Source organism: Pseudomonas silesiensis, assembly GCF_001661075.1.
Lineage (GTDB): Bacteria > Pseudomonadota > Gammaproteobacteria > Pseudomonadales > Pseudomonadaceae > Aquipseudomonas > Aquipseudomonas silesiensis.
This window is the reverse complement of sequence record NZ_CP014870.1, coordinates 705,236-732,004: the sequence shown is the minus strand read 5'-3', so window position 1 is coordinate 732,004 and position 26,769 is coordinate 705,236. Positions and strand designations below refer to the sequence as shown.

Sequence of the window (26,769 nt, the reverse complement as noted above, 5' to 3'; positions counted from 1 at the left end):
TTTACAGGTCAAGCGCCGGAAATAAATATCCCGCCTCTTTATACCTACCACTTAGCGGACCGTCTCAACCGCCCTTGACAAGACATCAACTCATCGGCATGATTCGCGGCCTATTTTGTTTGCTATTTCCTAAAAAGTCTTTCGAGGAGCTCGACGGTGGCCAACACACCTTCCGCCAAAAAACGTGCAAAACAGGCTGAGAAGCGTCGCAGCCACAACGCCAGCCTGCGTTCCATGGTTCGTACCTACATCAAGAATGTAGTTAAGGCCATTGACGCAAAAGACGCTGAAAAAGCTCAAGCTGCTTACGTTCTGGCCGTGCCAGTTATCGACCGTATGGCCGATAAAGGCATCATCCACAAGAACAAGGCCGCTCGTCATAAGAGCCGCCTGAACGGTCACGTCAAGGCTCTGAACCTTGCTGTTGCCGCATAAGCGATAAGCTCGTTAAAAAACCGACCTTAGGGTCGGTTTTTTATTGCCTGGGATTTAATAGGTACATCGCAAAAAAATGTGGGAGCGGGCTTGCTCGCGAAGGGGCCGCTACATTCAACCTAATCGCTGACTGTTACACCGCTTTCGCGAGCAGACGAACGCCGCCCGGCTCTTCCCACAATTTTGATTTTCGCTAGATTACTGGGCGTGCGCCCACGGCAGGATCGGGATCGCAGTGACCGCATTCTGCGGACTGCCTTCAATCAAACGATCGCTGTACACCAGATAAACCAGTGTATTGCGCTTCTTGTCGAGGAACCGCACCACCTGCATGGTCTTGAACACCAGCGAGGTACGCTCCTTGAACACCTCGTCGCCATCCTTGAGCTCACCCTTGAAGCTGATCGGGCCGACCTGACGGCAAGCGATAGACGCCTCGGCGCGATCTTCAGCCAACCCCAGACCGCCCTTCACCCCGCCCGTCTTGGCGCGGGACAGATAGCAGGTCACGCCCTCCACTTTCGGGTCGTCAAAGGCCTCGACCACGATACGATCGTTCGGACCGACAAACTTGAACACTGTCGACACCTGACCGATCTCCTCGGCCGAGGCCAGCAGCGGCATCGCCAACAACAGACCCAACCATCCTTTTGCCACGCGCATTCAGGTATTCCTTCAGACCAGGATCAGGTTATCGCGGTGAACCAGTTCCGGCTCTGCCATGTAACCCAACAGACCGACAATCGCCTCAGACGACTGACCAATGATTTTTTGTGCCTCCAGCGCGCTGTAGTTGGCCAGGCCACGAGCAATTTCACGACCGTCCGGCGCAACGCAAACCACCATTTCGCCACGGCGGAAGCTACCCTGGACCAGCTTGACGCCTACCGGCAGCAAACTCTTGTTACCCTGGGACAACGCCACCACCGCGCCCGCATCGAGCACCAGCGTGCCGCGGGTCTGCAGATGCCCCGCCAGCCATTGCTTGCGCGCCGCCAGCATGCCGCGCTCAGGCGACAGCAAGGTGCCGATGCGCTCGCCCGCCTTGAGACGATCCAGCACCCGCTCGAGGCGCCCACCCACAATGATCGTGTGCGCACCGGAGCGGGCCGCCAGTCGCGCAGCGCGCAATTTGGTCTGCATACCGCCGCGCCCCAGCGCACCACCGGTACCGCCGGCCACCGCATCCAGCGCCGGATCATCGGCACGGGCCTCGTAAATCAGGTTGGCGCCAGGGTTGTTACGCGGATCGGCGTCGAACATGCCATCGCGATCGGTGAGGATCACCAGCAAGTCAGCTTCGACCAGGTTGGCCACCAGCGCCGCCAGGGTATCGTTGTCGCCGAAACGAATCTCATCGGTGACCACAGTGTCGTTCTCGTTGATGACCGGGATAACCTTGAGCTCGACCAGCGCACGCAAGGTACTGCGGGCGTTCAGGTAGCGTTTGCGGTCAGACAGGTCATCGTGCGTCAGGAGAATCTGCGCGGTATGCCGGCCGTGCTCGGCAAAGCTCGACTCCCAGGCCTGCACCAGGCCCATCTGGCCGATGGCGGCAGCCGCCTGAAGTTCGTGCATCGCACTGGGTCGCACGGTCCAGCCCAGACGGCTCATGCCTGCCGCTACCGCCCCGGAGGACACCAGCACCAGTTCAACGCCCGCCTCATGCAAGGCCACCATCTGTTCGACCCAGACTCCCATTGCCGCGCGATCCAGGCCCTTGCCGTCCGCCGTCAGCAAAGCGCTGCCGATTTTCACGACCCAACGCTGCGCACCTGCCACCTTGCTCCGCATCATCTTCAACCTTAGCTTGAGGACAGCGCGACCTGGCACTGCCCGTGACGTTAATCGTGGTTATTTGTGACCAACGATCGATTTCCAGATACTAAAACGCCGCTCAGGTGAGCGGCGCTTAAGTTTATCGCAACGAATCAATCACGCACGTAAATGATTTCCGGACCGTCTTCGTCATCCACATCTTCTTCATCCCAATCATCGTCGCCGATGTCATGGACCGACTTCACGCCACTGCGGCGCAGGGCACGCTGGTCATCCAGGGCCTGCAGCTGGGCACGGGCTTCGTCTTCGATGCGCTGATCGAGATCGGCCAGCTCTTCCTTGTAGGCCGGGTCGTTGGCCAGGCGATCGGCACGATCTTCCATGTAGCGCATGATGTCGTGACACAGACGCTCGGTACCCAGCTTGGAGATGGCCGAGATCACGTAGACCGGACCCGTCCATTCCAGGCGATCGACGATTTCCTTGACGCGAGCGTCGTGCTCTTCTTCAAGGATCTGGTCGCACTTGTTCAGCACCAACCAACGGTCACGCTCAGCCAGGGACGGGCTGAACTTGGTCAGCTCGCTGACGATCACTTCAGCCGCATCCGGGGCACTGGCGTCATCCAGCGGCGCCATGTCGACGAGGTGCAGCAGCAGACGGGTACGCGACAAGTGCTTGAGGAAGCGAATCCCCAGGCCCGCGCCATCGGAAGCGCCTTCGATCAGGCCCGGAATGTCCGCGACCACGAAGCTCTTCCAGCGATCGACGCTGACCACGCCCAGGTTTGGCACCAGCGTGGTGAACGGGTAGTCGGCGACCTTCGGCTTGGCGGCCGATACCGAACGAATGAAGGTACTTTTGCCAGCGTTCGGCAAGCCCAGCAGGCCGACGTCAGCCAACACCTTCATTTCCAGCTTGAGGTCACGCGCCTCACCCGGCTTGCCCGGAGTGGTCTGACGCGGAGCGCGGTTGGTACTGGACTTGAAGCGGGTGTTGCCCAGGCCGTGCCAGCCGCCATGAGCCACCAGCAGTTTCTGGCCGGCCTTGGTCAGGTCGCCGATCACTTCCTGGGTGCCAGCGTCGATAACAGTGGTGCCGACCGGTACACGCAGCACCAGCTCCTCACCTTTTTTACCTGTGCAATCGGTGCTGCCGCCGTTGGAACCACGCTCGGCATCGAAGTGCCGGGTGTAACGATAGTCCACCAGGGTATTGAGGTTTTCGTCGGCGATCATGTAGACCGAGCCGCCATCACCACCATCGCCGCCGTTCGGGCCACCGTTTTCAATGAATTTCTCGCGACGGAAGCTCATGCAACCGTTGCCGCCGTCACCGGCCTTTACTCGAATCGATACTTCATCAACAAACTTCATAACAAAACGCCTCTCGTCATACGGACGAGCCGAAAAACACTAAGACATAAGACTCTTGCAAAAATGAGCGCAGCGACCTCAATCAACGACCGCAAATCCAGCGCTGGAGCCCATCACAAACAGCTTTGCAAGAGACTCACCCCACAAACGAAAAAGCCCCGTCGCGAGACAGGGCTTTTCCAGCAACTACGTAATTATGCCGCGACGACTTCAGTCTTCGGGACAATGCTCACGTAACGGCGGTTGAAAGCGCCTTTTACTTCAAACTTGATCACGCCGTCGATTTTAGCGAACAGAGTGTGATCTTTACCCATGCCAACACCGTAACCGGCGTGGAATTGGGTGCCGCGCTGACGCACGATGATGTTGCCCGGAATGATAACCTGGCCGCCATACATCTTCACGCCAAGGCGTTTGGCTTCTGAGTCGCGACCGTTACGGGTACTACCACCAGCTTTTTTGTGTGCCATGAGTCAATTCTCCTAGTGAGGAATTAGGCTGAAATTAAGCCTGAATACCGGTGATTTTGATCTCGGTGTACCACTGGCGGTGGCCCATACGCTTCATGTGGTGCTTACGACGACGGAACTTGATGATGCGGACTTTATCGTGACGACCTTGGGAGATCACTTCAGCCACAACGGTAGCGCCAGCAACAACTGGAGCGCCGATGTTCACGTCATCGCCATTGGCGACCAACAGAACGCGATCAAAAGTAACGGATTCGCCGGTAGCGATTTCCAGTTTTTCGATCTTCAGGTATTCACCTGGGGCGACCTTGTATTGCTTGCCACCAGTAACAATTACTGCGTACGACATGGTATTTCTCCGATAATCCTGCTCACCCAGCTCTTTATAAGAAGAGGTATTGGCTGGCATGGCTGCATTGGGCTGGAAGGCCTGTTTGCAATTGCGTAAGGCAGGTGCTGCCCAGGAAGTTCAGGGTGCGCGATTGTACGCAAGCTGCCGGGGCGATGCAAGAGGCCGTCCATCGTACCTTGACACCCGCCGACGTGGGTCCTAGCATGCCGCGCAACCCTTCTGGAGCAACTGTCTCTGATGCAACCCCAAGCTTTCTACCGCGCGGTGGCGGACGATTTCAAAGCCGTCGACGGCATCATCAAGAAGCAGCTGACTTCCCGAGTGCCGCTGGTGTCGAAAATCGGCGACTACATTACCTCGGCCGGCGGTAAACGCCTGCGCCCGTTATTGGTGCTGCTGTGTGGCAAGGCCCTGGGTCGCGAAGGCGATGACATGCGCCTGCTGGCCGCGACCATCGAGTTCCTGCACACCGCCACCCTGCTGCATGACGACGTGGTCGACATGTCCGGCATGCGCCGGGGCCGCTCGACCGCCAACGCCATGTGGGGCAACGCTCCGAGCGTGCTGGTCGGCGACTTCCTGTATTCGCGTTCCTTCGAAATGATGGTCGAACTGGGCTCCATGCCGGTGATGAAGATCCTTTCGCAAGCCACACGGATCATTGCCGAAGGTGAAGTGCTGCAGCTGTCGAAGGTCCGTGACGCCAGCACCACCGAAGAAATCTACATGGAAGTCATCCGCGGCAAGACGGCGATGCTCTTCGAAGCCTCGACCCACAGTGCCGCGGCCCTGGCCGGCGCCACAGCGGAACAGAGCGAAGCGTTGCGCACCTTCGGCGATCACCTGGGTATCGCCTTCCAGCTGGTCGATGACCTGCTGGATTATAAAGGGGATGCGCAAACCCTCGGCAAGAACGTCGGTGACGATCTGGCCGAAGGCAAGCCGACCCTGCCGCTGATCTACACCATGCGCGAAGGCACGCCGGAACAGGCGGCACTGGTGCGCAAGGCGATCCAGAAAGGCGGCATCGAAGACCTGGAAAGCATCCGCGAGGCCGTTGAAGCGTCCGGCTCCCTTGAGTACACCGCGCAGCTGGCCCGCGACTACGTGGCCCGTGCGATCAAGTGCCTCGATGCGCTGCCTGCCAGCGAGTATCGCGATGCGCTGGTCGAGTTGAGCGAGTTTGCGGTCGCTCGTACTCACTAACAGCGCTGCAATCCCCTGTGGGAGCGAGCTTGCTCGCGATTGCAATCTGCCAGTCGACACTGTTGCTGACTGACACGCCGCAATCGCGAGCAAGCTCGCTCCCACAGGTTTATCAGCGTCCAGCCCTCTCCGGCCTAAAACCCTATATAATGTGCGACTTTTAGCCATCCTCAATCCAAGGAGCTTTAGTGAGCACGTTGCCACCCTGCCCGAAATGCAATTCCGAATACACCTACGAAGACGGCGCCCAGCTGATCTGCCCCGAGTGCGCCCACGAGTGGTCCGCGGGTGGCGAAGCCGAAGCAGCGTCCGATGACACCGTGAAGAAAGATTCGGTCGGCAACGTCCTGCAGGATGGCGACACCATCACCGTGATCAAGGACCTCAAGGTCAAGGGCACGTCGCTGGTGGTCAAGGTCGGCACCAAGGTCAAGAACATCCGCCTGTGCGATGGCGATCACGACATCGACTGCAAAATCGACGGCATCGGCCCGATGAAACTCAAATCCGAGTTCGTCAGAAAAGTCTGATTCTGTTGTATTACCATCCTGCGCCCTGCGTGGGATGGTGCCTCTCCCTCACCTGCCTCGCCCAGCATTTCCTCACAGTAGCCAAACGCCAGCCGTTTTGACCTTACGCAATCTTCATCTGGAAAAAAGCACAAACGGCCAATAGACCCTTGCTATTTGATGAATAAGAATTATTCTCATTGAACCCTTCAATGGAGATGAGAACCATGACTTATTTGATCGACGCCTGGCTGGACCGCCCACACCCTTACCTCAGGATCCTGCATCGGGAAACCGGGGAAGTCTGTGCAGTGCTTGAAGAAGAAGCCTTGAACGAGCTGCAGGATCAGGGTGATCTGGACGTCAACGGCTTGAGTTCCAGCGAGCCGGTGGTGCTCAAGGAACTGGTGCGTAATCTGTTTCTGTTCTGCTATGCCAGGGCGTTGCGCCCGACCAGCGATCTGCAACATAAGATCGAACTATGAGAAACACCACAAAACCCTGTAGGAGCGAAGCTTGCTCGCGAAGCAGGCAACTCGGTTCCGACTTGAAACCGAGGTGATGCATTCGCGAGCAAGCTTCGCTCCTACAGGATCAAGCGCTTACAGAACGTCAAGCAGCTCGACGTCGAATACCAGTACGCTGTGCGGCGGAATGCTGCCAACGCCTTGAGCGCCGTAAGCCAGTTCGCTCGGCACGTACAGACGCCATTTGCTGCCGGCGTTCATCAGTTGCAGGGCTTCGGTCCAGCCAGCGATCACGCCGCCAACCGGGAATTCTGCAGGCTGGCCACGATCGTAGGAGCTGTCGAACACAGTGCCGTCGATCAGCGTGCCGTGGTAGTGGGTGCGCACGGTGTCTTCACGGGATGGCTTGGCGCCTTCACCTGCGGTCAACACTTCAAATTGCAGGCCGGAAGCCAGGGTAGTGATGCCGTCACGCTTGGCGTTTTCAGCCAGGAAGGCCAGGCCTTCGCCCGCCGCCGCTTCAGCCTTGGCTGCCGCTTCGGCTTGCATGACTTCGCGGATGACCTTGAAGCTGGCGGACATTTCTTCCTGGCCCACACGGCTTGGCTTGCCGGCAAAAGCGTCGGTCAGACCCGCCAGGATCGCATCCAGGCTTACGCCCGGTGGCGGATTGTCACGCAGTTGGTCACCCAGCTGACGGCCAATGCCGTAGCTGACGCGGGTTTCATCGGTGGACAGATTTACTTCGGACATGACACTGCTCCGCTGGGGGGCATCCCTGAAAGGCAAATTTCGTTCAGCTTTCAGAAAAGCCCTTCATAAAAAAGGGCCAGCAGACTAGCACAGATGCCATCGCGTTGATCAGGGGGTCAGTGCTGCCACCCGGTACGGAAGGCGATCGGTACCTTCAGGCTTTCTTCCGAACTGGCACCAAGCCCGCACATTTCGTCATGCACCGAGGTGTGCACCAGGTTGAACTGCAAGGTGGGAAAGTCGCGAAGCACCTCACGGGCATGCTCGACCGAGCGCAGATGAAACGACTCGCCGTGCTTATCGCTCAGGGGATAGGCCGCGCCGTGCATGCGCGCTTCCAGCAGATAGATCCCCCCTTCCATCGAGATCAGATTGAGCTCATCGACTTTGCCGGCGATGGCATAGGCATTCAATTCTTGCAGGTTCATGAACATACCTCACACTGTGGCGAGCCAGGATTCTTACAGGCATAGGCTTCGGCGCAACAAAGCACAAGCCGCCAACGATACCGCCCGTCTGGTTCACCCTCCCCTGTAGGAGCGAGGCTTGCCCGCGAAGGCGGCGCTACAGGCAACATTTATGTGGTCTGACACGACCTCTACGCGGGCAAGCCTCGCTCCTACAGGGGGGTGTGGGATCTCAGTGCTTGGTCAGCTTGTCCAGGTAGCCCATGGCAAATGCCGAGATCACGAAGGTCATGTGAATGATCACATACCACATCAAATGCGCGGGATCGATGTTCTGTGCATCCATGAAGATCCGCAGCAGGTGAATGGAGGAAATCGCCACGATGGAGGCCGCCACTTTCATCTTCAACGAAGACGAATCCATGGTGCCCAGCCAGTTGAGTTTCTCCTTGTCGTCATCGATATCGAGTTGGGAAACGAAGTTTTCGTACCCGGAGATCATCACCATCACCAGCAAACCGCCCACCAGCGCCATGTCGATCAGCGACAGCAGCACCAGGATCAGTTCCGACTCGACCATCGAAAACACGTTGGGGATGACGTGAAACACTTCCTGAAAGAATTTCAGCGCCAGGGCCAACAAGCCAAGGGACAGACCGAAGTAGATCGGCGCCAGCAGCCAGCGGGAGGCATACATTGCATTTTCGATAAAGCGTTCCATTGAATCTCACAGGTAGGCTGGAAATGAACGCGAGTATACCAGCCACCTGTTACACCCAGAAACAACCGAAAAATCCGTAACCTGCGCGTGTGTGACAAGGTTTTTCTGCTAGTGTCCAAACTATTGACAGCTCAGCGACATCGGACAGGAAGACGGGAAAATGGATGTGCGATTGCCTTTAACGAGCGCCGGAATGTGCCTGGTTCTGCTGATGAGTGGTTGCTCACCCAGTGATGCGAAGCACCCGGTCAGCCTCGAGGAAAAGACGGCGCAGTTCGAGAAGTCCCTGGACGCGATTCAGGATCCGAAACTCAAGGATGCCGTGGCCGAACTTGGCGGCTCACTGTTGTTGCTCGAGCGTGCTCAGCTCAAGCTTGAGAGCAAACCTGTGGAAACCGAATACGACGAAGACGTCCTCGCCGTGCTCAAGCACTACCCCACGCCCCAGGATCTGGTCGATACCTACATCAACGGTCTGTTCGTGCTGCACAAAGACTCCAGCTCCGACTACTTGACCGATCTGCAGCCGGTTTTCCCCTTCAACTTCAACAGCCCTGCCGCGTTTGTTTTTCCCCACGGCGTGGAATGGCAGTCGGTAACCCTGAGCAACAAGCGCGTCATCCCGTTCCAGCCGGAATGGTCGGAAACCGATCCTGGCATACAGCTCAGTCCCTCCAGCTCCAACCTGACCAACCCCGATGACCTGACGGTAACCTATCCGTTCATTGATGGCCTGGATGTCGAAAACAAGAACCAGCCGCAACCGGTGAGTCTGCAGGGCAAAGTGGAAGTCATCGCGCCGCGCCGGCTCTACAGCTTCGATCTGACGAAAAAGGACGTTGGCCAGACTCGTACCAACGACAATCTCAGCGTCACCCTGCTGAAATTGGAGAGCAACTACGCCGAAATCGAATTCAGCAACAGCGCGCCCCTGGCCGCCGAGCTCAACGACACAACATTGAACCCGTTGATCGTCCAGGCCAGGGACAGCACCGGGCAATTCCTCTCGCGATCAGGCTCGATCAATGAAACCGCTGCGCAAATAGCCTTCTATCAAAAGCAACTGGCGAACATGCAACAGCAGAAGACCTGGACCGAGACATTTGAAAAGCAGCTCAATGAAGAGCAACGCGCCTTTGAGCAGCAACAGAAACAGCATTACTCCAAGGTGTACTTCAACGGGCCGATCGAGACGCTGGACGTCAGCGTTCTGGATTTTTCGGCTGCCACGGTGACCCGCAAGAACCTGAATCTGCCGGTACGCCGCTTCGACCGGCACACCACGGCGAAATCCATCCAGCCGCTGACGTTGCCGGTGGTGGTGTATGACGACCAGGCCCCGACCTGGCTCCAGGGGGCGACGCTGGGCGAGGAACAACTGAAGAAGAGTGTCAGCATCAGTCAGTCAGTCGATGACCCGAGTGCCGCGCGCATTGAGTTCGATCACCCCAGAAGCTTCAATGATGAATTGCTCGGCACCGCCTTGAACGTCGGCAAAAGCCCGGTCACTTTCTTCACCGAAGACGCTGACGGCAAACGGGATGGGCCGATTGAATTGCCGCCGCAGGCGTACCAGGTCGACCCTCCGCGCGGCACTATCACCTATGACCTGAACCTGTTTCCGGAAACACCGGCTTATGCGGTCGGCTCCTTTCCCCTGTTCATGGCCACCGTCGACAAGAAAACCATCGACGCCCGCCAGTTACCCAAGGGACTGAAGATCAAAGGCAACGCACTGGTGGTTGATTCGAAATTGTTCCCCGCCCAGGACTGGCGTTTCTTCGCCAGGGACGGCAGCGGCCATTATCTGAAGGAGATCCTGTCGGTCAGCCACGATGCGGGCGCAGAAGGCCCGGCGATATTCGCGGTGCATTACTTCTACGGCCAGCCCACCCAACTGGAAACCTACCAGCGCACTGACCTCGTCACCGTGCAGTACGGTTTCGAGGTCAAACTGGACAAGGCTGACCTTGCCCGATAGTCGACTCAGCGGTCGGGCCGGAACTCAAAGCCGAGATTGCGCGAACGGCCACCATTGATTTCCCGCAGCTGGGCTTGCAGGTGCAGGCACCAGATTTGCGGGTCATCAGCCAGTTCATAGCCATGCAGGGTCAGGCTTTCAACAATGGTGTCGAGGATTGATTCAGCCACGAAGGGGCCATGGAAGGGGCCCTGAGCTTTGATGGCTGAAGGTTGTTCGCCCGCCATTCCGGCGGCGAAAAGCAAGGTCCACATGCCCGTATCCCCCGCCAATGGGCGGATGGAACATTCGATACGGGTCACAAGACCCAGGCATTGACGGGTGAGGCAGAGGTTGCGCGACATGGCGGCGACCCTCGGTAGATCCGGTATTCAGCCCCCACAGGAAGGCTGTCTCGATCCAGTGATTACTGTCGATATCCTTGACCTGATCATAGAAGAAAAGTCTGACTAGCACGTCAAGTTAGACCACAAGGCGCCGAATGGTCATTGTGTGAATATTGACGTCAGAGTGATGGCACTTTCTGGGATGGAATGTCGATTTTGCCAATACACAAAAACCTGTGGGAGCGAGCTTGCTCCGGGCGGCGTTCCGACGATTGCGGACCTTCAGACAACACACATGTTGGATGTCAGGTCGCTATCGCGAGCAAGCTCGCTCCCACAGGGGCTCTACATAACTCCAGGCAGGTGTACGTCAGGCCGGTTTGGCCTCGACCAAGGCTTCCAGCGCAGCTTCCTTCTCGGCCTCCTTGAGGTCTTCCTCGCTGATCATTTCCGCGATCACGCGCAAACGCTCCACCACCCGCGCGTTAACGCTGCCTTCAGGGAATTCGCCATTCTCATCCGGCGCACCCGCCGGTTCACCGACCAGCAGGCTCAGCGCCTCGTCCGCCTGACGTACCGCGTAGACATGGAACTGCCCCGCGCGCACCGCGGCCAGCACTTTCTCGTCGAGCATCAGCGTGGCAACGTTGGCCTGCGGAATGATCGCGCCCTGCTCACCGGTCAACCCGCGGGCTTCGCAGAGTCGGAAGAAGCCTTCGATTTTCTCGTTGACCCCGCCCACCGCCTGCACTTCACCGAACTGGTTGATCGAGCCGGTAATCGCAAAGCACTGCTTGAGCGGGGTTTTCGACAGGGCCGAGATCAGGGTGCAGGCCTCGCCCAGCGAGGCACTGTCGCCATCGACATAACCGTAGGATTGCTCCAGGGCGATACTGGCGGAAATCGCCAGGGGGAATTCCTGGGCGTAACGGCTGCCCAGATACCCGGTGAGGATCATCACGCCCTTGGAGTGAATCGGCTGGCCGAGGTTGACCTCGCGCTCGATGTCGACGATGCCGCTGCCACCCGGGTAGACCGTGGCGGAAATCCGCGCCGGCACACCAAAGGCCGAGTCGCCCACTTCCAGTACCGTCAGCCCGTTGCACTTGCCGACGGCTGCACCGTCCGTGTCGATGAGAATGATCCCGGCCAGCATGTCATCGAGAATCCGCGCCGAGACGCGCCCGGTGCGGGTGGCCTTGGCTTTCAGCGCACGTTCGATGTGCCCGGCGTCGGTCATCTCGTCCCCCGCCAGGTGACGAATGAAATCCGCCTCGCTGACCAGCTGGAACAAATCACCGATCCGTGCCGACAAACGCCCCTGGTGTTCGGCCAGGCGCGCGCTGTACGTCGCCAGGCGCGCCACCGCATCGGCAGTCAGCGGCGCCATGCCTTCTTCGGAGGTGCGGGTCTTGAGCAACTGGGCGAACTGCTCCAGGCTCTCGTCGACCATCGGGATGTCTTCGTCAAAATCCACCAGGACGCGGAACATTTCCTGGAAGTCCGGATCGAGGTCTTGCAGCGTGTAGTACAGCTGCCGGGCGCCGATGATGATGACTTTAACCTGCAACGGAATGTGTTGCGGTGTCAGGGTCACGGTGGCGAAACGCCCCATCTCGCCCAGCGGCGATTCCATTTTCAGTTTGCGCGATTGCAGGGCGCGCTTGAGCGCATCCCATACGAACGGCTCGCTGAGCATTTTGTCCGCTTCCAGGATCAGGAACCCGCCGTTGGCCCGGTGAAAGGCCCCCGGTCGCAATTGCCGGTAGGTCGTGTACAGCGCGCCCTGATCGGTGGTGTACTCGATCCGGCCGAACAGGTTTTCGTAAGTCGGGTGCGGCTCGAAGACCACTGGCGCACCGCCGCTGGCCGGATGACCGACCACCAGGCTCGGCGCGTACTGCTCTTCCAGCAGTTTGCGCGCGACCGCGTCAGGCTTGCTGTCATCCACCAGTTGCTCGACCACGGTCTTGAGAAGGTACACCTGCATCGCTTGCAAGTAGCCGCAGACACCGGCGTTTTCCGCGTATTTTTCCGACAGCGGCGCGAGCAATGGCTGCAAGGCCAGGGTGATGGTTTCTTCGTTGAGCTGGCGCAGTTGATTGCTCGACTCGCGCTTCCACTGCGCCAGGCTGGCGAGCTCTTCGTTCAGCCGCTCTTCCAGCCACGAAATGTCGTCGTGGAAGCGCTCGCGATCGGCTTCCGGCAACTGGGCGAATTCCGCTTCGTCCACCGCCTTGCCTTCAAACATCGGGGTGAACGCGATGTTGCTGCTGTCGCGATACAGCGCGACGTCTTTCTCGAGTGCCAGGCGCTCGATCACATCCAGCGCGCGGTCATAGCGTTGATTGAACGCGCGATCGATGGCGCTTTTTTTCTGCTGGTACGACGGGTGCTCGAACACGGCCGGGAACGTCGCCAGCAGGTTATCGATCAGACCGTTGATGTCATCGATGAAGGCACCGGCGGTACCTGCGGGCAATTCCAGGGCGCGCGGCTCGCGAGGATCCTCGAAATTGTTGACGTAGACCCAGTCCGCCGGGGTCTGCAGGCGTTTGCCTTCGGCTTTCAGGTAGCGTTTGACGAACGAAAACCGGCCAGTGCCGGGCTCGCCCATGACGAATACGTTGTAACCGGGGCGTGGCATGGCCACACCGAACTGCAAGGCTTCGACCGCACGTTCCTGGCCAAGCACACCGCGAAAGGGCTCCAGATCATTGGTGGTAGAGAAGCTGAACTGTTCAGCGGAAAACGGACGGGTCAGCGCTTCGGGCGCTAGACGCAAGCTGGCAGCAACAGGATCAGGCATCGGGCTTCCTTACATCAGGCGGGGCAGATAGCGGCATTCTGGCGCTGCCCATGCATCACTTGCAAGGCGCGCCTCAAGCGAAAGCATAGTCAAAGCGGCATCTCCAGGCAGGCCGGGTCTAAATCAAGGTTTTCAGCGAATATATTGCAAAAAATCACGGAACCCCTGGAACGTGCCTAAACTCCAAACTGCGCGGCTGGAACAATAACCGGCCCACTGGCGCCAGATCGGGCCAGACCCTGTCCATTGGAATGCACACAAAGAGAACATAGCTATGAAACGGATTCTTCTCGGTACTCTCTTCACCGCTGTATCCATCAACGCCATGGCTCAGGCGCCAGGCGGCCCGGATTGCGGTTGGGGCAACATGCTGTTCGAAGGTCAGCGTGGCACCCCGGCTCACTTCCTGGCATCCACCACCAACGGCACCTCCGGCAACGCAACCTTCGGTATGACCTCGGGCACCAACGGTTGCTCGACGAATGCGTCGCTGACCTATGGCGGCAAATCCTGGCTGGCCATGAATGGCATGATGAACGAGCTGTCCGAAGACATGGCTAAAGGTCAGGGCGAAGCGCTGACGACCTATGCCGTGGTACTGGGCGTGGCGCCGGAAGACCGTGCGCACTTCGCCGCCGTGACTCACGAGCACTTCCAGCAGATCTTCAGCAAGGCGGACGTCACCGCTGAAGACGTGCATACCAACACCCTGGCAGTCCTGAAAAACGATCCGCGTCTGGTCAAGTACGCCACTCAAGCTTAAGCTCGACCCGCCCGCACCTATTCGGGAGCGGGCTTTATTTTTTGAACCTGGCCCTTTTTGGCCTGCCCTCCTTTGGGTCTTTGTTCCTTTCGACTTAAGTTGCTCACTATGCTCAAACGCCTTGCCTGGCTGGCGCTCTGTGTCTGTGCCCCGCTGTCCGCCGCGCCACACATCGACAATCAACGTTTGCAGCAACTGGCCAACGACCCTTTCTGGATCTCCCTGGGCCATTACGAAACCGCCAAGCTCGGCGGCTGGCGCAGCTATGTCAGTGACAGGAAATTCTTTCTCGCGCCCGACGGCAACGAACACCCCGACCGCGAGCTGACCGCGACGCTCCAGGCGCTGTATGCCCCCGCAAGTGCCGGCGAACAGCATGCACAATGCGTCTACCCCGCCCGCACCCGCTGGCTGAAGGCGCAACTCGAGCTGAACGATCTGCCGGCGCCGGACTGCCGCGAATTCAAGCAATGGTTCAAGGATGTCTCGCCCCACAGCGCGGTGATGATTTTCCCTGCGGCCTATCTGAACAGCCCTTCATCGATGTTCGGCCACACCCTGCTGCGCATAGACCAGGCGGACGTGCAGCGCGATCAAACCGCCCTGCTCAGTTACGCGATCAACTTCGGTGCTTACATCGAAGGCTCGGACAACAGCATCCTGTATGCCTGGAAGGGCTTGATGGGCGGCTATCCGGGGCTATTCGCGCTGGTGCCTTACCAGGAAAAACTCTCGGAATACCGCAGCCTGGAAAATCGTGATCTGTGGGAATACCGATTGAACCTGACTCAACAAGAAACCGAACGCATGGTCGAGCATGTCTGGGAACTGAAACAGATCCAGTTCGACTATTTCTTCTTCGACGAAAACTGCTCTTATCGCCTGCTGGAACTGCTGCAGGTGGCCCGCCCGAGCCTGCGGCTGACCGGACAATTCCCGCTGACCGCGATCCCCACCGACACCGTCAAGGCGGTGAAAGAAGCCGGGCTGGTGGAATCCATTGAGTATCGTCCGTCCCGGGAGCGTGAGTTGCTCAGCCGCGCCGAACCCTTGACCGATGAAGAGCAGCAGTGGGTGTTGAACGTCAGCGCCGACCAGCAGCAATTGCAAACCCCGGCGTTCAAGGCTCAAGCCCGCGACCGCCAGGCGCTGATCATCGATGCCGCGTACCGGTTGGAGCGCTACCGCGCCAACGGCCAGGAACGCGACCCGCAACGGGCACAGCGCAGTTTCGAACTGCTGCGGGCGATCAACCGGAATCCGGCACCGGAGCTGGACATCCCCCAACCCGGCCTGCCCGAGGACGGCCATGAGTCCCGCACCTGGCAGGCGGGTATCGGCACGCGGGGCGACAAGGCTTTTGGGGAATACGGCCTGCGCATGGCCTATCACGACCTCAATGACAACTCCGAGAGTTTCCCGCTCGGTGCGCAGATTGAAATCCTGCAGATGAAATTGCGTCAGTACGAAGGCAACCAGTGGCAGTTGCAGCAACTGGACCTGGCGACCATCCGCTCCCTGACCCCGCGCAACGAGCTGTTGCAACCGCTCTCGTGGCAAGTCACCGGCGGCCTGGAGCGCGTACCGGGCAAGCATGACGACGAAACGTTGGTGAGCCATGTCAACGGCGGTGGCGGCGGTACCTGGCAACTGGGCGAGGACATGCTCGGTTTCGCCTTGGGCACCGTACGCGTGGAACACAACAATGACTTTGCAGGCTTCTTTGCGCCAGCGGCCGGTTTCAACACCGGGCTGCTGTGGAACAACCGGCTGGGCAATTTCAGCCTGGAGGCCAAGGGCGATTTCTTCACCAATGGTGAAGTGCGTCGCAGCGTGAGCCTGAATCAACAGTGGGAATTGTCGCGCAACCTGGGGCTTCGCCTGAGCGCACAGCGCGAATTCAGCCACCTGGCCTCACCCGAGAACGAAGTGATGCTTGAGCTGAAGTGGTATCACTACTGACCGCCCCCCCTGTAGGAGCGAGCTTGCTCCGGGCGGCGTTCCGACGATGGACGTAAGCCCACCACGTTCATCCAGGCAGCCCGCATCATCGTTAACGTCCATCGCGAGCGAGCTCGCTCCTACAGGTTTTTGTGGCGTTCAATGGATTTTTCACAGCCCTTGCACAATCGCCTGACGAATCCACTCCTAGACTTCGCTCATAGGCCGTTGAACGGCCCGGGAGTCCGAGATGTGGCGTTGCGTGGGTATGGTGGGGTTGTTGATGTTGATCGCAGGTTGCCAGACGACCCATGAAGACTTGATCGCCAAGGGTTACCCGCCGGCATTCGCCGATGGCTTCGATGATGGCTGCAGCAGCGGCCGGCAAGCCGCCGGGGCAATCACCGGTGAGTTCCGCAAGAACGTCCCGCGCTACCTCAAGGACAAGAACTACGCCGAAGGCTGGAGCGATGGCTTTCGCCAATGCCAGGCCATGCGCGAAAGCGAGGACCGCGAAGACTATCGCAGCCAGCATTGGGATGAGCGGGAAAAAGCCTGGCAACAGCAAAAAGATCAGGACGCCGCCCGCGCCTATCGCTCGCAATAAGTCGCTGACAGGCATCCATCGAAACTAAAAGCCTGCGACCATGGCCCAACCCCTATAACGGGAGAAAACCATGAGCCGTGCCTTCGTCAATGAAGATAACGCCGCAGCGCAAGCCGACCAGCCGGTCGAACGGCAGGTCAGCGATCAGCCCAATTACGTCACACCCTCGGGCCTGGCCCAGTTGCAGGCGAAAGTCGCTGAACTGCAACAGCTGCACAGTGAGCAATCGGCCAAAGGCGAACAGGCAGACAAACAGCGCCTGGCCGACCTTGAGCGAGATTTGAGGTATTTCAACCAGCGGCTGCACAGCGCTCAGGTGGTGACCGCCGCCAGCTCGACAGAAAAAGTGCAGATCGGCAGCCGGGTGACGTTCGCCGATGAACACGATAATGAGCAAAGGGTACAACTGGTCGGTGAGGATCAGGCCGACGCCTCGGCAGGCCTGATCAACTGGGGCTCGCCGCTGGGTCGGGCGTTGCTCGGGGCGCAACTCGGTGACGAGGTGCTGTGGCAACGCCCGGCCGGCGATCAGCTGATCGAGATCATCCGCATCGAGCCGGCTTAAACCACGCCCTGGGCGAGCATGGCGTCGGCGACTTTGACGAAGCCGGCGATATTCGCGCCTTTGACGTAGTTGATACGGCCGTTTTCTTCGCCGTAATGCACACAAGCATGGTGGATCGATTGCATGATGGCGTGGAGCTTGCTGTCCACTTCACCACCGGTCCACAGCAAGCGCATGGCGTTTTGTGACATCTCAAGTCCGCTCACCGCGACACCGCCGGCGTTGGAGGCCTTGCCCGGCGCGAACAAAATACCCGCCTCGATGAACAGATCCACCGCTTCCAGGGTGGTCGGCATGTTCGCGCCTTCCGCCACACAGCCACAACCGTTGCGCAACAGCGCTCGGGCGGCCTCGAGGTCGAGCTCGTTCTGGGTGGCGCACGGTAGCGCGATATCGCAGGCCAACTCCCACGGACACTGGCCGGCACGGAACTCCAGGCCAAAACTGCTGGCCAGCTCGCTGATCCGTCCACGCTTGACGTTCTTCAACTCCAACAACGCCAGCCATTGTTCCTCGGTCAAACCCGCCTCGCAGTACAAGGTGCCTTCGGAGTCCGAAAGTGAGATCACTTTGCCGCCCAGGTCCATGACCTTGCGTGCTGCGTATTGGGCAACGTTGCCGGAACCCGAGATGGCGACGCGCTTGCCTTCGACGGTTTCGCCGCTGCGCTTGAGCATTTCTTCAGCGAAGTACACACAGCCGAAACCGGTGGCTTCCGGACGGACCAGGCTGCCACCGTAGCTCGGGCCCTTGCCGGTCAGCACGCTGGTGAACTGGTTGCTCAGGCGCTTGTACTGGCCGAACAGGAAACCGATTTCCCGGGCACCGACGCCGATATCACCGGCGGGAACGTCGACGTCCGCGCCGATGTGACGATACAACTCGCTCATGAAGGCCTGGCAGAAACGCATGACTTCAGCGTCGCTTTTGCCTTTAGGGTCGAAGTCCGAACCACCCTTGCCGCCACCCATGGGCAACGAGGTCAGCGAGTTTTTGAAGGTTTGTTCGAATGCGAGGAACTTCAATACGCCGAGGTTCACCGAAGGATGGAAGCGCAAACCGCCCTTGTAAGGGCCGATGGCGCTGTTCATCTGGATACGGAAACCGCGATTGACCTGGACCTTGCCTTGATCATCGACCCAGGAAATCCGGAAAACAATTGCCCGCTCCGGTTCGCACATGCGCTCCAGGATGCCGGAGGTCAGATAGTGCGGATTGGCTTCAAGAAACGGCCAGAGACTGCGCAGGACTTCTTCCACGGCCTGATGGAATTCGGGTTGGTCAGGGTCGCGCTTTTTCAGGCGGGCAAGGAAGGATTCGACGGATTCGATCATGGAAAAGTCTCGGCAAATTTATTGTCGTAGGAATAGATTGGGCCGGACTTTAACAAACTGGTTGCGCACAGGAACAGAGCAATATGTCGCATTTGTGAAATTAAATGGTGCACAGGATATAAATTAATACTGTTTTCTGGCTGATTTTGCACCTGAATAGGGATTCACAACCAGAGTTTCGCACCACAAGCGGCACCGCCATCGCTGGCAAGCCAGCTCCCACAGTTTTTAGTGGTGCACACACATTCTGGGCATTACTCATTCCCTGTGGGAGCTGGCTTGCCTGCGATGAATACACCTCGGTGCGCCTGAAAAAATGCAAAAAAAAACGGAGCCCTCGAAGGCTCCGTTTTTTATGCAACCAACCCGAAATCAGGCCAGCTTCTTGTGCCGTACACGATGCGGCTGGGTAGCCGCTTCGCCAAGGCGCTTGCGGCGATCGGCTTCGTACTCGGTGTAGTTGCCTTCGAAGAACACGGCTTGCGAGTCGTCTTCGTACGCCAGGATGTGGGTCGCGACGCGGTCAAGGAACCACCGATCGTGAGAGATCACAATGGCGGCGCCCGGGAAGTCCAGCAAGGCTTCTTCCAGGGAGCGCAGGGTTTCAACGTCGAGGTCGTTGGACGGTTCGTCGAGCAGCAGGACGTTGCCGCCCTCTTTCAGGGTCAGGGCCAGGTGCAAGCGACCGCGCTCACCACCGGACAGGTCCTTGACGAACTTCTGCTGATCGCCGCCCTTGAAGTTGAAGCGGCCGACGTAGGTACGCGACGGAATCTCGTAGTTGCCGATGCGGATCTGGTCGGAGCCCTCGGAGATTTGCTGGAACACCGTCTTGCTGCCGTCCAGGTCTTCGCGGCTCTGATCCACACAGGCAAGCTGTACGGTTTCACCGACTTCGATGGTGCCCGAATCCGGTGTTTCCTTGCCCATCAGCATGCGGAACAAGGTCGATTTACCGGCACCGTTACCGCCGATCACGCCAACGATGGCGCCTTTAGGCATTGAGAACGACAGGTTGTCGATCAACACGCGATCGCCGTAACCCTTGGAAACGTTCTTGAACTCGATGACCTTGTCCCCCAGGCGTGGACCGGCCGGGATATAGATCTCATTGGTTTCGCTGCGCTTCTGGAATTCCTGCGATTGCATTTCTTCGAAGCGTTGCAGACGAGCCTTGGATTTGGACTGGCGGGCCTTGGCGCCTTTGCGCACCCACTCCAGTTCTTCCTTCATGGCTTTTTCGTGGGCCGACTGCTGCTTGGATTCGGCAGCCAGACGATCGGACTTGGCTTCGAGCCAACCCGAATAGTTGCCCTCGTACGGGATACCGGCGCCGCGGTCGAGCTCGAGGATCCAGCCGGCAACGTTGTCCAGGAAGTAACGGTCGTGCGTGATCGCGACCACGGTGCCCGGGAAGTCGTGCAGGAAGTGCTCCAGCCAGGCGACGGAATCGGCGTCCAGGTGGTTGGTCGGTTCGTCGAGCAGCAGCATGTCGGGGGCGGACAGCAGCAGGCGGCACAGGGCCACACGACGCTTTTCACCACCGGACAGGAATTCTACCTTGGCGTCCCAGGCCGGCAGACGCAATGCGTCGGCGGCAACTTCCAGCTGGCGATCCAGATTGTGACCATCGCTGGCTTGCAGGATGGCTTCGAGCTTGGCCTGTTCTGCCGCCAGTTTGTCGAAGTCGGCATCTTCCTCGGCGTAAGCCGCGTAGACCTCGTCCAGGCGCGCCTGGGCGTTCTTGATCACGCTGACCGCTTCCTCGACCACTTCACGTACGGTCTTGGTCGGGTCCAGGATCGGTTCCTGTGGCAGGTAGCCGATGTTCAGGTCCGGCATCGGACGGGCTTCGCCGTCGAACTCGGTGTCGACGCCGGCCATGATTTTCAACAGCGTGGACTTACCCGAGCCGTTAAGGCCGAGTACGCCGATCTTGGCGCCCGGGAAGAACGACAGCGAAATGTTTTTCAGGATTTCCCGCTTCGGCGGAACAACTTTACCCAGCCGATGCATGGTGAAGACGTATTGAGCCATGGAGAACCTTGGGTCAGTGACTGATGAATGATTGGAGCGCGGGCGATGCCCGGCCAGACTGTGCGCGTTGCCGCTTGATGTGGACCAATGCGTGCGCGCTGAAAAAGTCTGATTCTAGGAGCTGGAACGCTCCCGCGTAACCGGCAAAGCTACCTGAATGACGAAGGGCAGTCCAGCCGGGCGGGACTGGCACTTTGCCACAACTCAAGGCATGCTAGCCGCCCTCCGGGCGTCCGGCTTATAGTGCACGTCGCGTCAGTCCAGCCAAACAGCAGGATTACAGTTTGCCTAACGCCACCCCGCCAGCTTCCGTGAGCCCACTCGATCCTGCGACCGCGTCGCCCCTGCGCGGAACCTTGAAGGGCGCACTGGCGACACTGGTTCTATTGCTGCTCGCACTACTGTTCTGGCAGTTGCTGGATCAGCTTGGCGAAACCCAGAAAAACCAGCGTCAGTACACCATCGAGTACACCGCCGACCTGGCTGCGCAAGTCAGTCTGAACATGGGGCTGAATGCGCAGATCGCCCTCAACCTGCTACCGATCGTCGAACAACCGCAAAGCGCCGACGAACAGCAGGCCCTGCTGCGCAAACTGCGACAGTCGTTACCCGACCTGCGCAGCCTGGCATTGCTCAGCCCTTCCGGAAAAATCCTCAGCGACAGCGCCGCCGACAGTCAGGACGCCGACTACCTGAGCGACCTGGTCCGCCGCAGCCGCCGCCAGGCCCATTATTTCAGCAATGCCGACGATGGCTCAGTAGTGTATCTGCTGTTGCATCAAGCCAGCGGCAGCTCCCGTGGCTACTGGGCCTTGCGCCTGGCGCCGACGTTTTTCGCAGCACTGACCAAACAAAACGAAACCGGCATCCGCCCACTCTGGCTGGTGGAAAACCGCGTCGATCAACAGGTCATCAGCCGCGATCAGACGCTGCCCATGGCCAGGCCCAGCGCGCTGACCCAGGACGAGTTGGCCAACAGCGTGTTGACAGTTCCCCTTAGCAGCAGCGATTGGCAACTGCGCGGGCTGTTCGATCGACTACGAGCGATTGAACAACTGTTGCCGGCGTTCATCGGCAAATGCCTGCTGGGGCTGGCCCTCTCCCTGCTGCCGTTCATCGCGCTGCTGAATTCGCGCCGCCGCCAGCGCCAGCTGCATGAAGGCCGCCGACGCTATCAGGATATTTTCGAAGGCACCGGTGTCGCCCTGTGCGTACTCGATGTGTCCGGACTCAAGAGCTTCTTCAACAAGGCGCGGCTGCACAGCAGCGAACAATTGCAGGCCTGGCTGGAGATCCCGGAGCAACGTCAGCAACTGCTGCGGGAACTGCGCATCACCGAAGTCAATCAGGTCGCCCTGCAACTGCTCAACGTAAAATCCACCGAACACGCCTGGAGACTGCTGATCGACGGCGATCCGCAGGATGGCAATGCCGTCGGCGATCAAGTGCTCGAGGCGGTGCTCAACCAGCACAAGCAGCTTGAGCTGGAAATCAAGCTCCAGGACGCCAATGATTGCGACCAACACCTATGGCTGGTGCTGCGCCTGCCGGAAGACCAGGACGACTGCCACGCGCTGATCCTGAGCATCACCGACATTACCCGCCGCAAGCTCGTTGAACTGTCATTGCTGGAGCGCGAAGGTTTCTGGTCCGACGTGGTGCGCACCGTGCCGGACCACCTGTACGTCCAGGACGTGATCAGCCAGCGAATGATCTTCAGCAACCACCACCTGGGGCAGACACTCGGTTACAACCGTACCGAATTGCATCAGATGGGCGAATACTTCTGGGAGATCCTGCTGCACGCCGACGACGCCGGTTTCTATCATCGCTCGCGTCAACACCAGCGACAGGCCGGTTACAGTCAATTGCTGCAGTGCCAACTGCGTTTCCAGCACCGGGACGGCAGCTGGCGACGGTTCGAGATTCGCGAACAGGCCCTGGCGCGGGATGCTCAGGGTCAGGTCACCCGGATCATAGGCGTCGCCAAGGACATCACCGAGCAGATCGAAGCCAGCGAATCCCTGCGCGACAGCGAACAGCGCTACCGGATGCTCGCTGAAAGCATCAGCGACGTGATTTTCTCCACCGACAGCAAGATGGCCCTCAATTTCGTCAGCCCGTCGGTACAGGCCGTGCTGGGTTACGACGTCGACTGGATTTTCCAGCACGGCTGGCAATCGACCATCGCCAACCCGCAACAGCTGATCGGCATTCATAGCCTGATGGACCGGCTCAGCAAGGCGCTGGACAAACCCGAGCAACTGACCCTGTTGCGCAACCAGGTGCAGACCCAGTTGTTCCTGTTCGATTGCCTGCGGGCCGACGGACGCAAGATTCCGATCGAACTGAGGCTGGTGTTGGTCTGGGATGAACTCGGCGGGTTCGAAGGCGTGTTGGGCGTGGGTCGTGACATCAGCCAGCGACGCCGGGCCGAGAAAGACCTGCGCATGGCCGCGACGGTATTCGAGCACTCGACGTCAGCGATCCTGATCACCGACCCGGCCGGCTATATCGTCCAGGCCAATGAAGCGTTCAGTCGCGTCAGCGGGTATGCCGTGGAGCAGGTGCTCGATCAGCTGCCGAACATGCTGACCGTCGACGAGCAGCAGGAAGCCCATCTGCGCTATGTACTCAAGCAATTGCACCAGCACAGCACCTGGGAAGGTGAAGTCTGGCTCAAACGACGCAATGGCGAACACTACCCCGCCTGGGTCGGGATTACCGCGGTGCTGGACGACGAAGGCGATCTGGCCAGCTATGTGTGTTTCTTCAGCGACATCAGCGAGCGCAAGGCCAGTGAACAGCGGATTCACCGCCTCGCCTATTACGACGCCCTGACCCACCTGCCCAACCGCACCCTGTTCCAGGATCGTCTGCACACGGCACTGCAATCGGCCGAGCGACAGAAGTCCTGGGTAGTGCTGATGTTCCTCGACCTGGACCGCTTCAAGCCGATCAACGACTCCCTGGGCCACGCCGCCGGCGATCGCATGCTCAAGGAAATGGCCACGCGTTTGCTCGGCTGCGTCGACGATGACGACACTGTGGCGCGCATGGGGGGCGATGAATTCACCTTGTTGCTGCAGCCCCGCGTCAACCGCGAAACCGCGCTGAACCGCGCGATTCATGTGGCGGAACAGATCCTCGCCAGCCTGGTGAAACCCTTCGTCCTCGAAGGCCGTGAATTCTTCGTCACGGCCAGTATCGGCATCGCCTTGAGCCCTCAGGATGGCAACGAGCTCAGTCAGCTGATGAAAAACGCCGACACCGCGATGTATCACGCCAAGGAGCGCGGCAAGAACAACTTCCAGTTCTACCAGGCGGACATGAACGCCAGCGCCCTGGAACGCCTGGAGCTGGAAAGCGATTTGCGCCACGCGATGGAGCAAAATGAATTCGTTTTGTACTACCAACCGCAGTTCAGCGGCGACGGCAAACGCCTGACCGGCGCCGAAGCACTGCTGCGCTGGCGTCACCCGCGTCGCGGCCTGGTACCGCCGGGGGATTTCATTCCGGTGCTCGAAGAGCTGGGTCTGGTGGTGGATGTCGGCGACTGGGTGATCCGAGAGGCCTGCCGTCAGCTCAAGAGCTGGCATCAGGCCAAGGTTCGGGTGCCCAAGGTTTCGGTGAACATTTCCACCCGGCAGTTCTCCGATGGCCAGCTCGGCACGCGGATCGCCACCATCCTCCAGGAAACCGGCCTGCCACCGGAGTGCCTGGAGCTGGAACTGACCGAAAGTATCCTGATGCGCGAAGTCAGCGAAGCGATGCAGATCCTCGCCGGCCTGAAAAACCTGGGCCTGAGCATCGCGGTCGACGACTTCGGCACCGGTTACTCATCGCTCAACTACCTCAAGCAATTCCCGATCGACGTGCTCAAGATCGACCGCTCCTTCGTCGACGGCCTGCCGTCGGGCGAGCAGGATGCGCAGATTGCCCGGGCGATCATCGCCATGGCCCACAGCCTGAATCTGGCGGTGATTGCCGAGGGTGTGGAAACCCATGAACAGCTCGACTTCCTGCGTGAACATGGCTGCGATGAGGTTCAAGGTTATCTGTTCGGGCGTCCGATGCCGGCGAGCCGGTTTGAAGCGCAGTTCAGTAATGATGCGCTGTTCATTTTCGACTGAAACTGTGTGGCGCTGCTGATGACCTCATCGCGGGCAAGTCGAATCGTCGCACCGCCGCTCCCACAGGGTTCTTCGGGTATACACACCATTTGTGATCGACAAAGATCCACTGTGCGGGCTTGCCCGCGATGAGGCCTGCACAGACACCGCATATCCGGTCATGAAGCCCACTTGTCTGCGACATGATGTCCTTTCATATGCCATCTAAAACCCATTGGGTTAGAATGCCCCCCTTTTCTGCCCCCGATCCTTGAGGACCGCCATGTTCAGCCGTGATTTGACTATTGCCAAGTACGACGCCGATCTCTTTGCCGCCATGGAGCAAGAAGCTCAGCGCCAGGAAGAGCACATTGAGCTGATCGCTTCGGAAAACTACACCAGCCCTGCGGTGATGGAAGCTCAAGGCTCGGTACTGACCAACAAGTACGCCGAAGGCTACCCGGGCAAGCGCTACTACGGTGGTTGCGAGTTCGTCGACGTGGTCGAGCAGCTTGCCATCGACCGCGCCAAAGAACTGTTCGGCGCCGATTACGCCAACGTTCAGCCGCACGCCGGTTCCCAAGCCAACAGCGCCGTGTACCTGGCCCTGCTGCAAGCCGGCGACACCATCCTGGGCATGAGCCTGGCCCACGGTGGTCACCTGACCCACGGTGCCAGCGTTTCGTCCTCGGGCAAGCTGTACAACGCCGTGCAGTACGGCATCGACGGCAATGGCCTGATCGACTATGACGAAGTCGAGCGTCTGGCCGTTGAGCACAAGCCAAAAATGATCGTGGCCGGTTTCTCTGCCTACTCGCAGATCCTGGACTTCCCGCGCTTTCGCGCTATCGCTGACAAAGTCGGCGCCTACCTGTTTGTCGACATGGCTCACGTGGCTGGCCTGGTCGCCGCTGGCGTCTACCCGAACCCGGTGCCATTCGCTGACGTCGTGACCACCACTACCCACAAGACCCTGCGCGGTCCACGTGGCGGCCTGATTCTGGCTCGCGCCAACGCCGACATCGAGAAGAAGCTGAACTCCGCAGTATTCCCGGGCGCCCAAGGTGGCCCGCTTGAGCACGTGATCGCCGCTAAAGCGATCTGCTTCAAGGAAGCGCTGCAGCCTGAGTTCAAGGTCTATCAGCAACAAGTGGTGAAAAACGCCCAGGCCATGGCCAGCGTGTTCATCGAGCGCGGTTTCGACGTGGTCTCCGGCGGTACTGAAAACCACCTGTTCCTGCTGTCGCTGATCAAGCAGGAAATCTCCGGTAAGGACGCCGACGCCGCGCTGGGCAAGGCTTTCATCACCGTGAACAAAAACTCGGTGCCAAACGATCCACGCTCCCCGTTCGTGACCTCCGGCCTGCGCTTCGGCACCCCGGCGGTGACCACTCGTGGCTTCAAGGAAGCTGAGTGCAAGGAACTGGCCGGCTGGATCTGCGACATCCTGGCGGACCTGAACAACGAAGCGGTGATCGACGCCGTTCGTGAGAAGGTCAAGGCTATCTGCAAGAAGCTGCCGGTGTACGGCGCTTAATCAGCCCGTAAAACCGTTGCAACGAAAAAACCGGCCAGTGAATGGCCGGTTTTTTTTGTCCGCGATTTATCGATTTCCCTGTAGGAGCCGGCTTGCCGGCGAAGGCGACCTTGAGCCCTGCACCGCCCATGAAGACGCCTTCGCCGGCAAGCCTGGCTCCTACGGGGGCCGGCACAACCGGTCAGACCGGTCATGCCAATTTTTTTGCGTCAGCTCTTGTAATCCTGAAAAAACCCAGCGTAGACTGTGCCTGCACTGGACATACCGGTAAGACCACAATAA

At 59.2% G+C, this 26,769-nt stretch carries 23 protein-coding genes; 11 read left to right on the top strand and 12 right to left on the bottom strand.

Translation table 11 applies throughout. From position 1 onward, the window contains the following. The first annotated feature begins 156 nt into the window (after positions 1-156). Positions 157-435, top strand: coding sequence for a 30S ribosomal protein S20 (rpsT, locus tag PMA3_RS03200; protein WP_008154937.1), 279 nt, complete (start codon positions 157-159; stop codon positions 433-435). A 198-nt stretch (positions 436-633) separates the two neighbouring features. On the opposite strand, the gene PMA3_RS03195 is transcribed toward rpsT, so the two are convergent. From PMA3_RS03195 to rplU, 5 genes are all read right to left on the bottom strand, one after another. Beyond that, on the bottom strand, positions 634-1,098 hold the full coding sequence (locus tag PMA3_RS03195) for a CreA family protein (protein ID WP_064675817.1): 465 nt from the start codon (positions 1,096-1,098) through the stop codon (positions 634-636). Between the two features lie 12 nt (positions 1,099-1,110). Next, complete coding sequence (proB, locus tag PMA3_RS03190) at positions 1,111-2,229, bottom strand: glutamate 5-kinase (protein ID WP_064675816.1); 1,119 nt, start codon at positions 2,227-2,229, stop codon at positions 1,111-1,113. A 137-nt stretch (positions 2,230-2,366) separates the two neighbouring features. Then, positions 2,367-3,590 carry an Obg family GTPase CgtA gene (gene cgtA / locus PMA3_RS03185; RefSeq protein WP_064675815.1) on the bottom strand — a complete coding sequence of 408 codons (1,224 nt, stop codon included), beginning with the start codon at positions 3,588-3,590 and terminating at the stop codon, positions 2,367-2,369. Positions 3,591-3,784: 194 nt separating this feature from the next. Continuing rightward, positions 3,785-4,060: a 50S ribosomal protein L27 gene (gene rpmA, locus PMA3_RS03180; RefSeq protein ID WP_003215862.1), complete on the bottom strand. Its 276-nt coding sequence runs from the start codon at positions 4,058-4,060 to the stop codon at positions 3,785-3,787. Positions 4,061-4,094: 34 nt separating this feature from the next. Then, entirely contained in the window at positions 4,095-4,409 is a 315-nt protein-coding gene (gene rplU, locus PMA3_RS03175; protein WP_003176051.1) for a 50S ribosomal protein L21, read from the bottom strand. Between the two features lie 240 nt (positions 4,410-4,649). On the opposite strand from rplU, the gene PMA3_RS03170 reads away from it, so the two are divergent. From PMA3_RS03170 to PMA3_RS03160, 3 genes are all read left to right on the top strand, one after another. After that, positions 4,650-5,618 (top strand): polyprenyl synthetase family protein, encoded by a 969-nt coding sequence (locus PMA3_RS03170; RefSeq protein WP_064675814.1) that lies wholly within the window; start codon positions 4,650-4,652, stop codon positions 5,616-5,618. A 188-nt stretch (positions 5,619-5,806) separates the two neighbouring features. Further along, positions 5,807-6,148, top strand: coding sequence for a zinc ribbon domain-containing protein YjdM (locus PMA3_RS03165; protein WP_064675813.1), 342 nt, complete (start codon positions 5,807-5,809; stop codon positions 6,146-6,148). 206 nt (positions 6,149-6,354) lie between these two features. Next, positions 6,355-6,612: a PA4570 family protein gene (locus PMA3_RS03160; protein WP_064675812.1), complete on the top strand. Its 258-nt coding sequence runs from the start codon at positions 6,355-6,357 to the stop codon at positions 6,610-6,612. Positions 6,613-6,729: 117 nt separating this feature from the next. Here PMA3_RS03160 and PMA3_RS03155 read toward each other — a convergent pair whose 3' ends face one another. From PMA3_RS03155 to PMA3_RS03145, 3 genes are all read right to left on the bottom strand, one after another. After that, positions 6,730-7,347, bottom strand: a complete 618-nt coding sequence (locus PMA3_RS03155; protein WP_064675811.1) for a BamJ family beta-barrel-assembly machinery protein — start codon at positions 7,345-7,347, stop codon at positions 6,730-6,732. A gap of 116 nt (positions 7,348-7,463) precedes the next feature. Next, positions 7,464-7,775 carry a DUF6482 family protein gene (locus PMA3_RS03150; protein WP_064680607.1) on the bottom strand — a complete coding sequence of 104 codons (312 nt, stop codon included), beginning with the start codon at positions 7,773-7,775 and terminating at the stop codon, positions 7,464-7,466. A 211-nt stretch (positions 7,776-7,986) separates the two neighbouring features. Then, a complete protein-coding gene (locus PMA3_RS03145; RefSeq protein WP_064675810.1) occupies positions 7,987-8,475 on the bottom strand; it encodes a TIGR00645 family protein in 489 nt (162 codons plus the stop codon). 160 nt (positions 8,476-8,635) lie between these two features. Between PMA3_RS03145 and PMA3_RS03140 the strand changes: the two genes are divergently transcribed. Beyond that, complete coding sequence (locus PMA3_RS03140; protein WP_064675809.1) at positions 8,636-10,456, top strand: hypothetical protein; 1,821 nt, start codon at positions 8,636-8,638, stop codon at positions 10,454-10,456. A gap of 5 nt (positions 10,457-10,461) precedes the next feature. On the opposite strand, the gene PMA3_RS03135 is transcribed toward PMA3_RS03140, so the two are convergent. Both PMA3_RS03135 and PMA3_RS03130 read right to left on the bottom strand, forming a co-directional pair. Then, complete coding sequence (locus PMA3_RS03135; RefSeq protein ID WP_064675808.1) at positions 10,462-10,800, bottom strand: PA4575 family protein; 339 nt, start codon at positions 10,798-10,800, stop codon at positions 10,462-10,464. Positions 10,801-11,152: 352 nt separating this feature from the next. After that, entirely contained in the window at positions 11,153-13,591 is a 2,439-nt protein-coding gene (locus PMA3_RS03130) for a Lon protease family protein (protein ID WP_064675807.1), read from the bottom strand. A 274-nt stretch (positions 13,592-13,865) separates the two neighbouring features. On the opposite strand from PMA3_RS03130, the gene PMA3_RS03125 reads away from it, so the two are divergent. From PMA3_RS03125 to PMA3_RS03110, 4 genes are all read left to right on the top strand, one after another. Continuing rightward, entirely contained in the window at positions 13,866-14,354 is a 489-nt protein-coding gene (locus tag PMA3_RS03125; protein WP_064675806.1) for a DUF3015 domain-containing protein, read from the top strand. Between the two features lie 108 nt (positions 14,355-14,462). Further along, positions 14,463-16,316: an Lnb N-terminal periplasmic domain-containing protein gene (locus PMA3_RS03120; RefSeq protein WP_064675805.1), complete on the top strand. Its 1,854-nt coding sequence runs from the start codon at positions 14,463-14,465 to the stop codon at positions 16,314-16,316. A gap of 229 nt (positions 16,317-16,545) precedes the next feature. Further along, entirely contained in the window at positions 16,546-16,902 is a 357-nt protein-coding gene (locus tag PMA3_RS03115; protein WP_064675804.1) for a hypothetical protein, read from the top strand. Between the two features lie 70 nt (positions 16,903-16,972). Continuing rightward, positions 16,973-17,467, top strand: coding sequence for a GreA/GreB family elongation factor (locus tag PMA3_RS03110; RefSeq protein WP_064675803.1), 495 nt, complete (start codon positions 16,973-16,975; stop codon positions 17,465-17,467). Here the strand turns inward: PMA3_RS03110 and gdhA are convergent. Further along, complete coding sequence (gene gdhA / locus PMA3_RS03105; protein WP_064675802.1) at positions 17,464-18,801, bottom strand: NADP-specific glutamate dehydrogenase; 1,338 nt, start codon at positions 18,799-18,801, stop codon at positions 17,464-17,466. The two genes, PMA3_RS03110 and gdhA, sit on opposite strands and share 4 nt — an antisense overlap. 372 nt (positions 18,802-19,173) lie before the next feature. Continuing rightward, positions 19,174-20,838, bottom strand: coding sequence for an energy-dependent translational throttle protein EttA (gene ettA / locus PMA3_RS03100; protein ID WP_064675801.1), 1,665 nt, complete (start codon positions 20,836-20,838; stop codon positions 19,174-19,176). A gap of 284 nt (positions 20,839-21,122) precedes the next feature. Between ettA and PMA3_RS03095 the strand changes: the two genes are divergently transcribed. Continuing rightward, a complete protein-coding gene (locus tag PMA3_RS03095) occupies positions 21,123-24,971 on the top strand; it encodes a sensor domain-containing protein (RefSeq protein ID WP_064675800.1) in 3,849 nt (1,282 codons plus the stop codon). A gap of 262 nt (positions 24,972-25,233) precedes the next feature. Further along, positions 25,234-26,487 (top strand): serine hydroxymethyltransferase, encoded by a 1,254-nt coding sequence (glyA, locus tag PMA3_RS03090; protein WP_064675799.1) that lies wholly within the window; start codon positions 25,234-25,236, stop codon positions 26,485-26,487. The last annotated feature ends 282 nt before the right edge of the window (positions 26,488-26,769 follow it).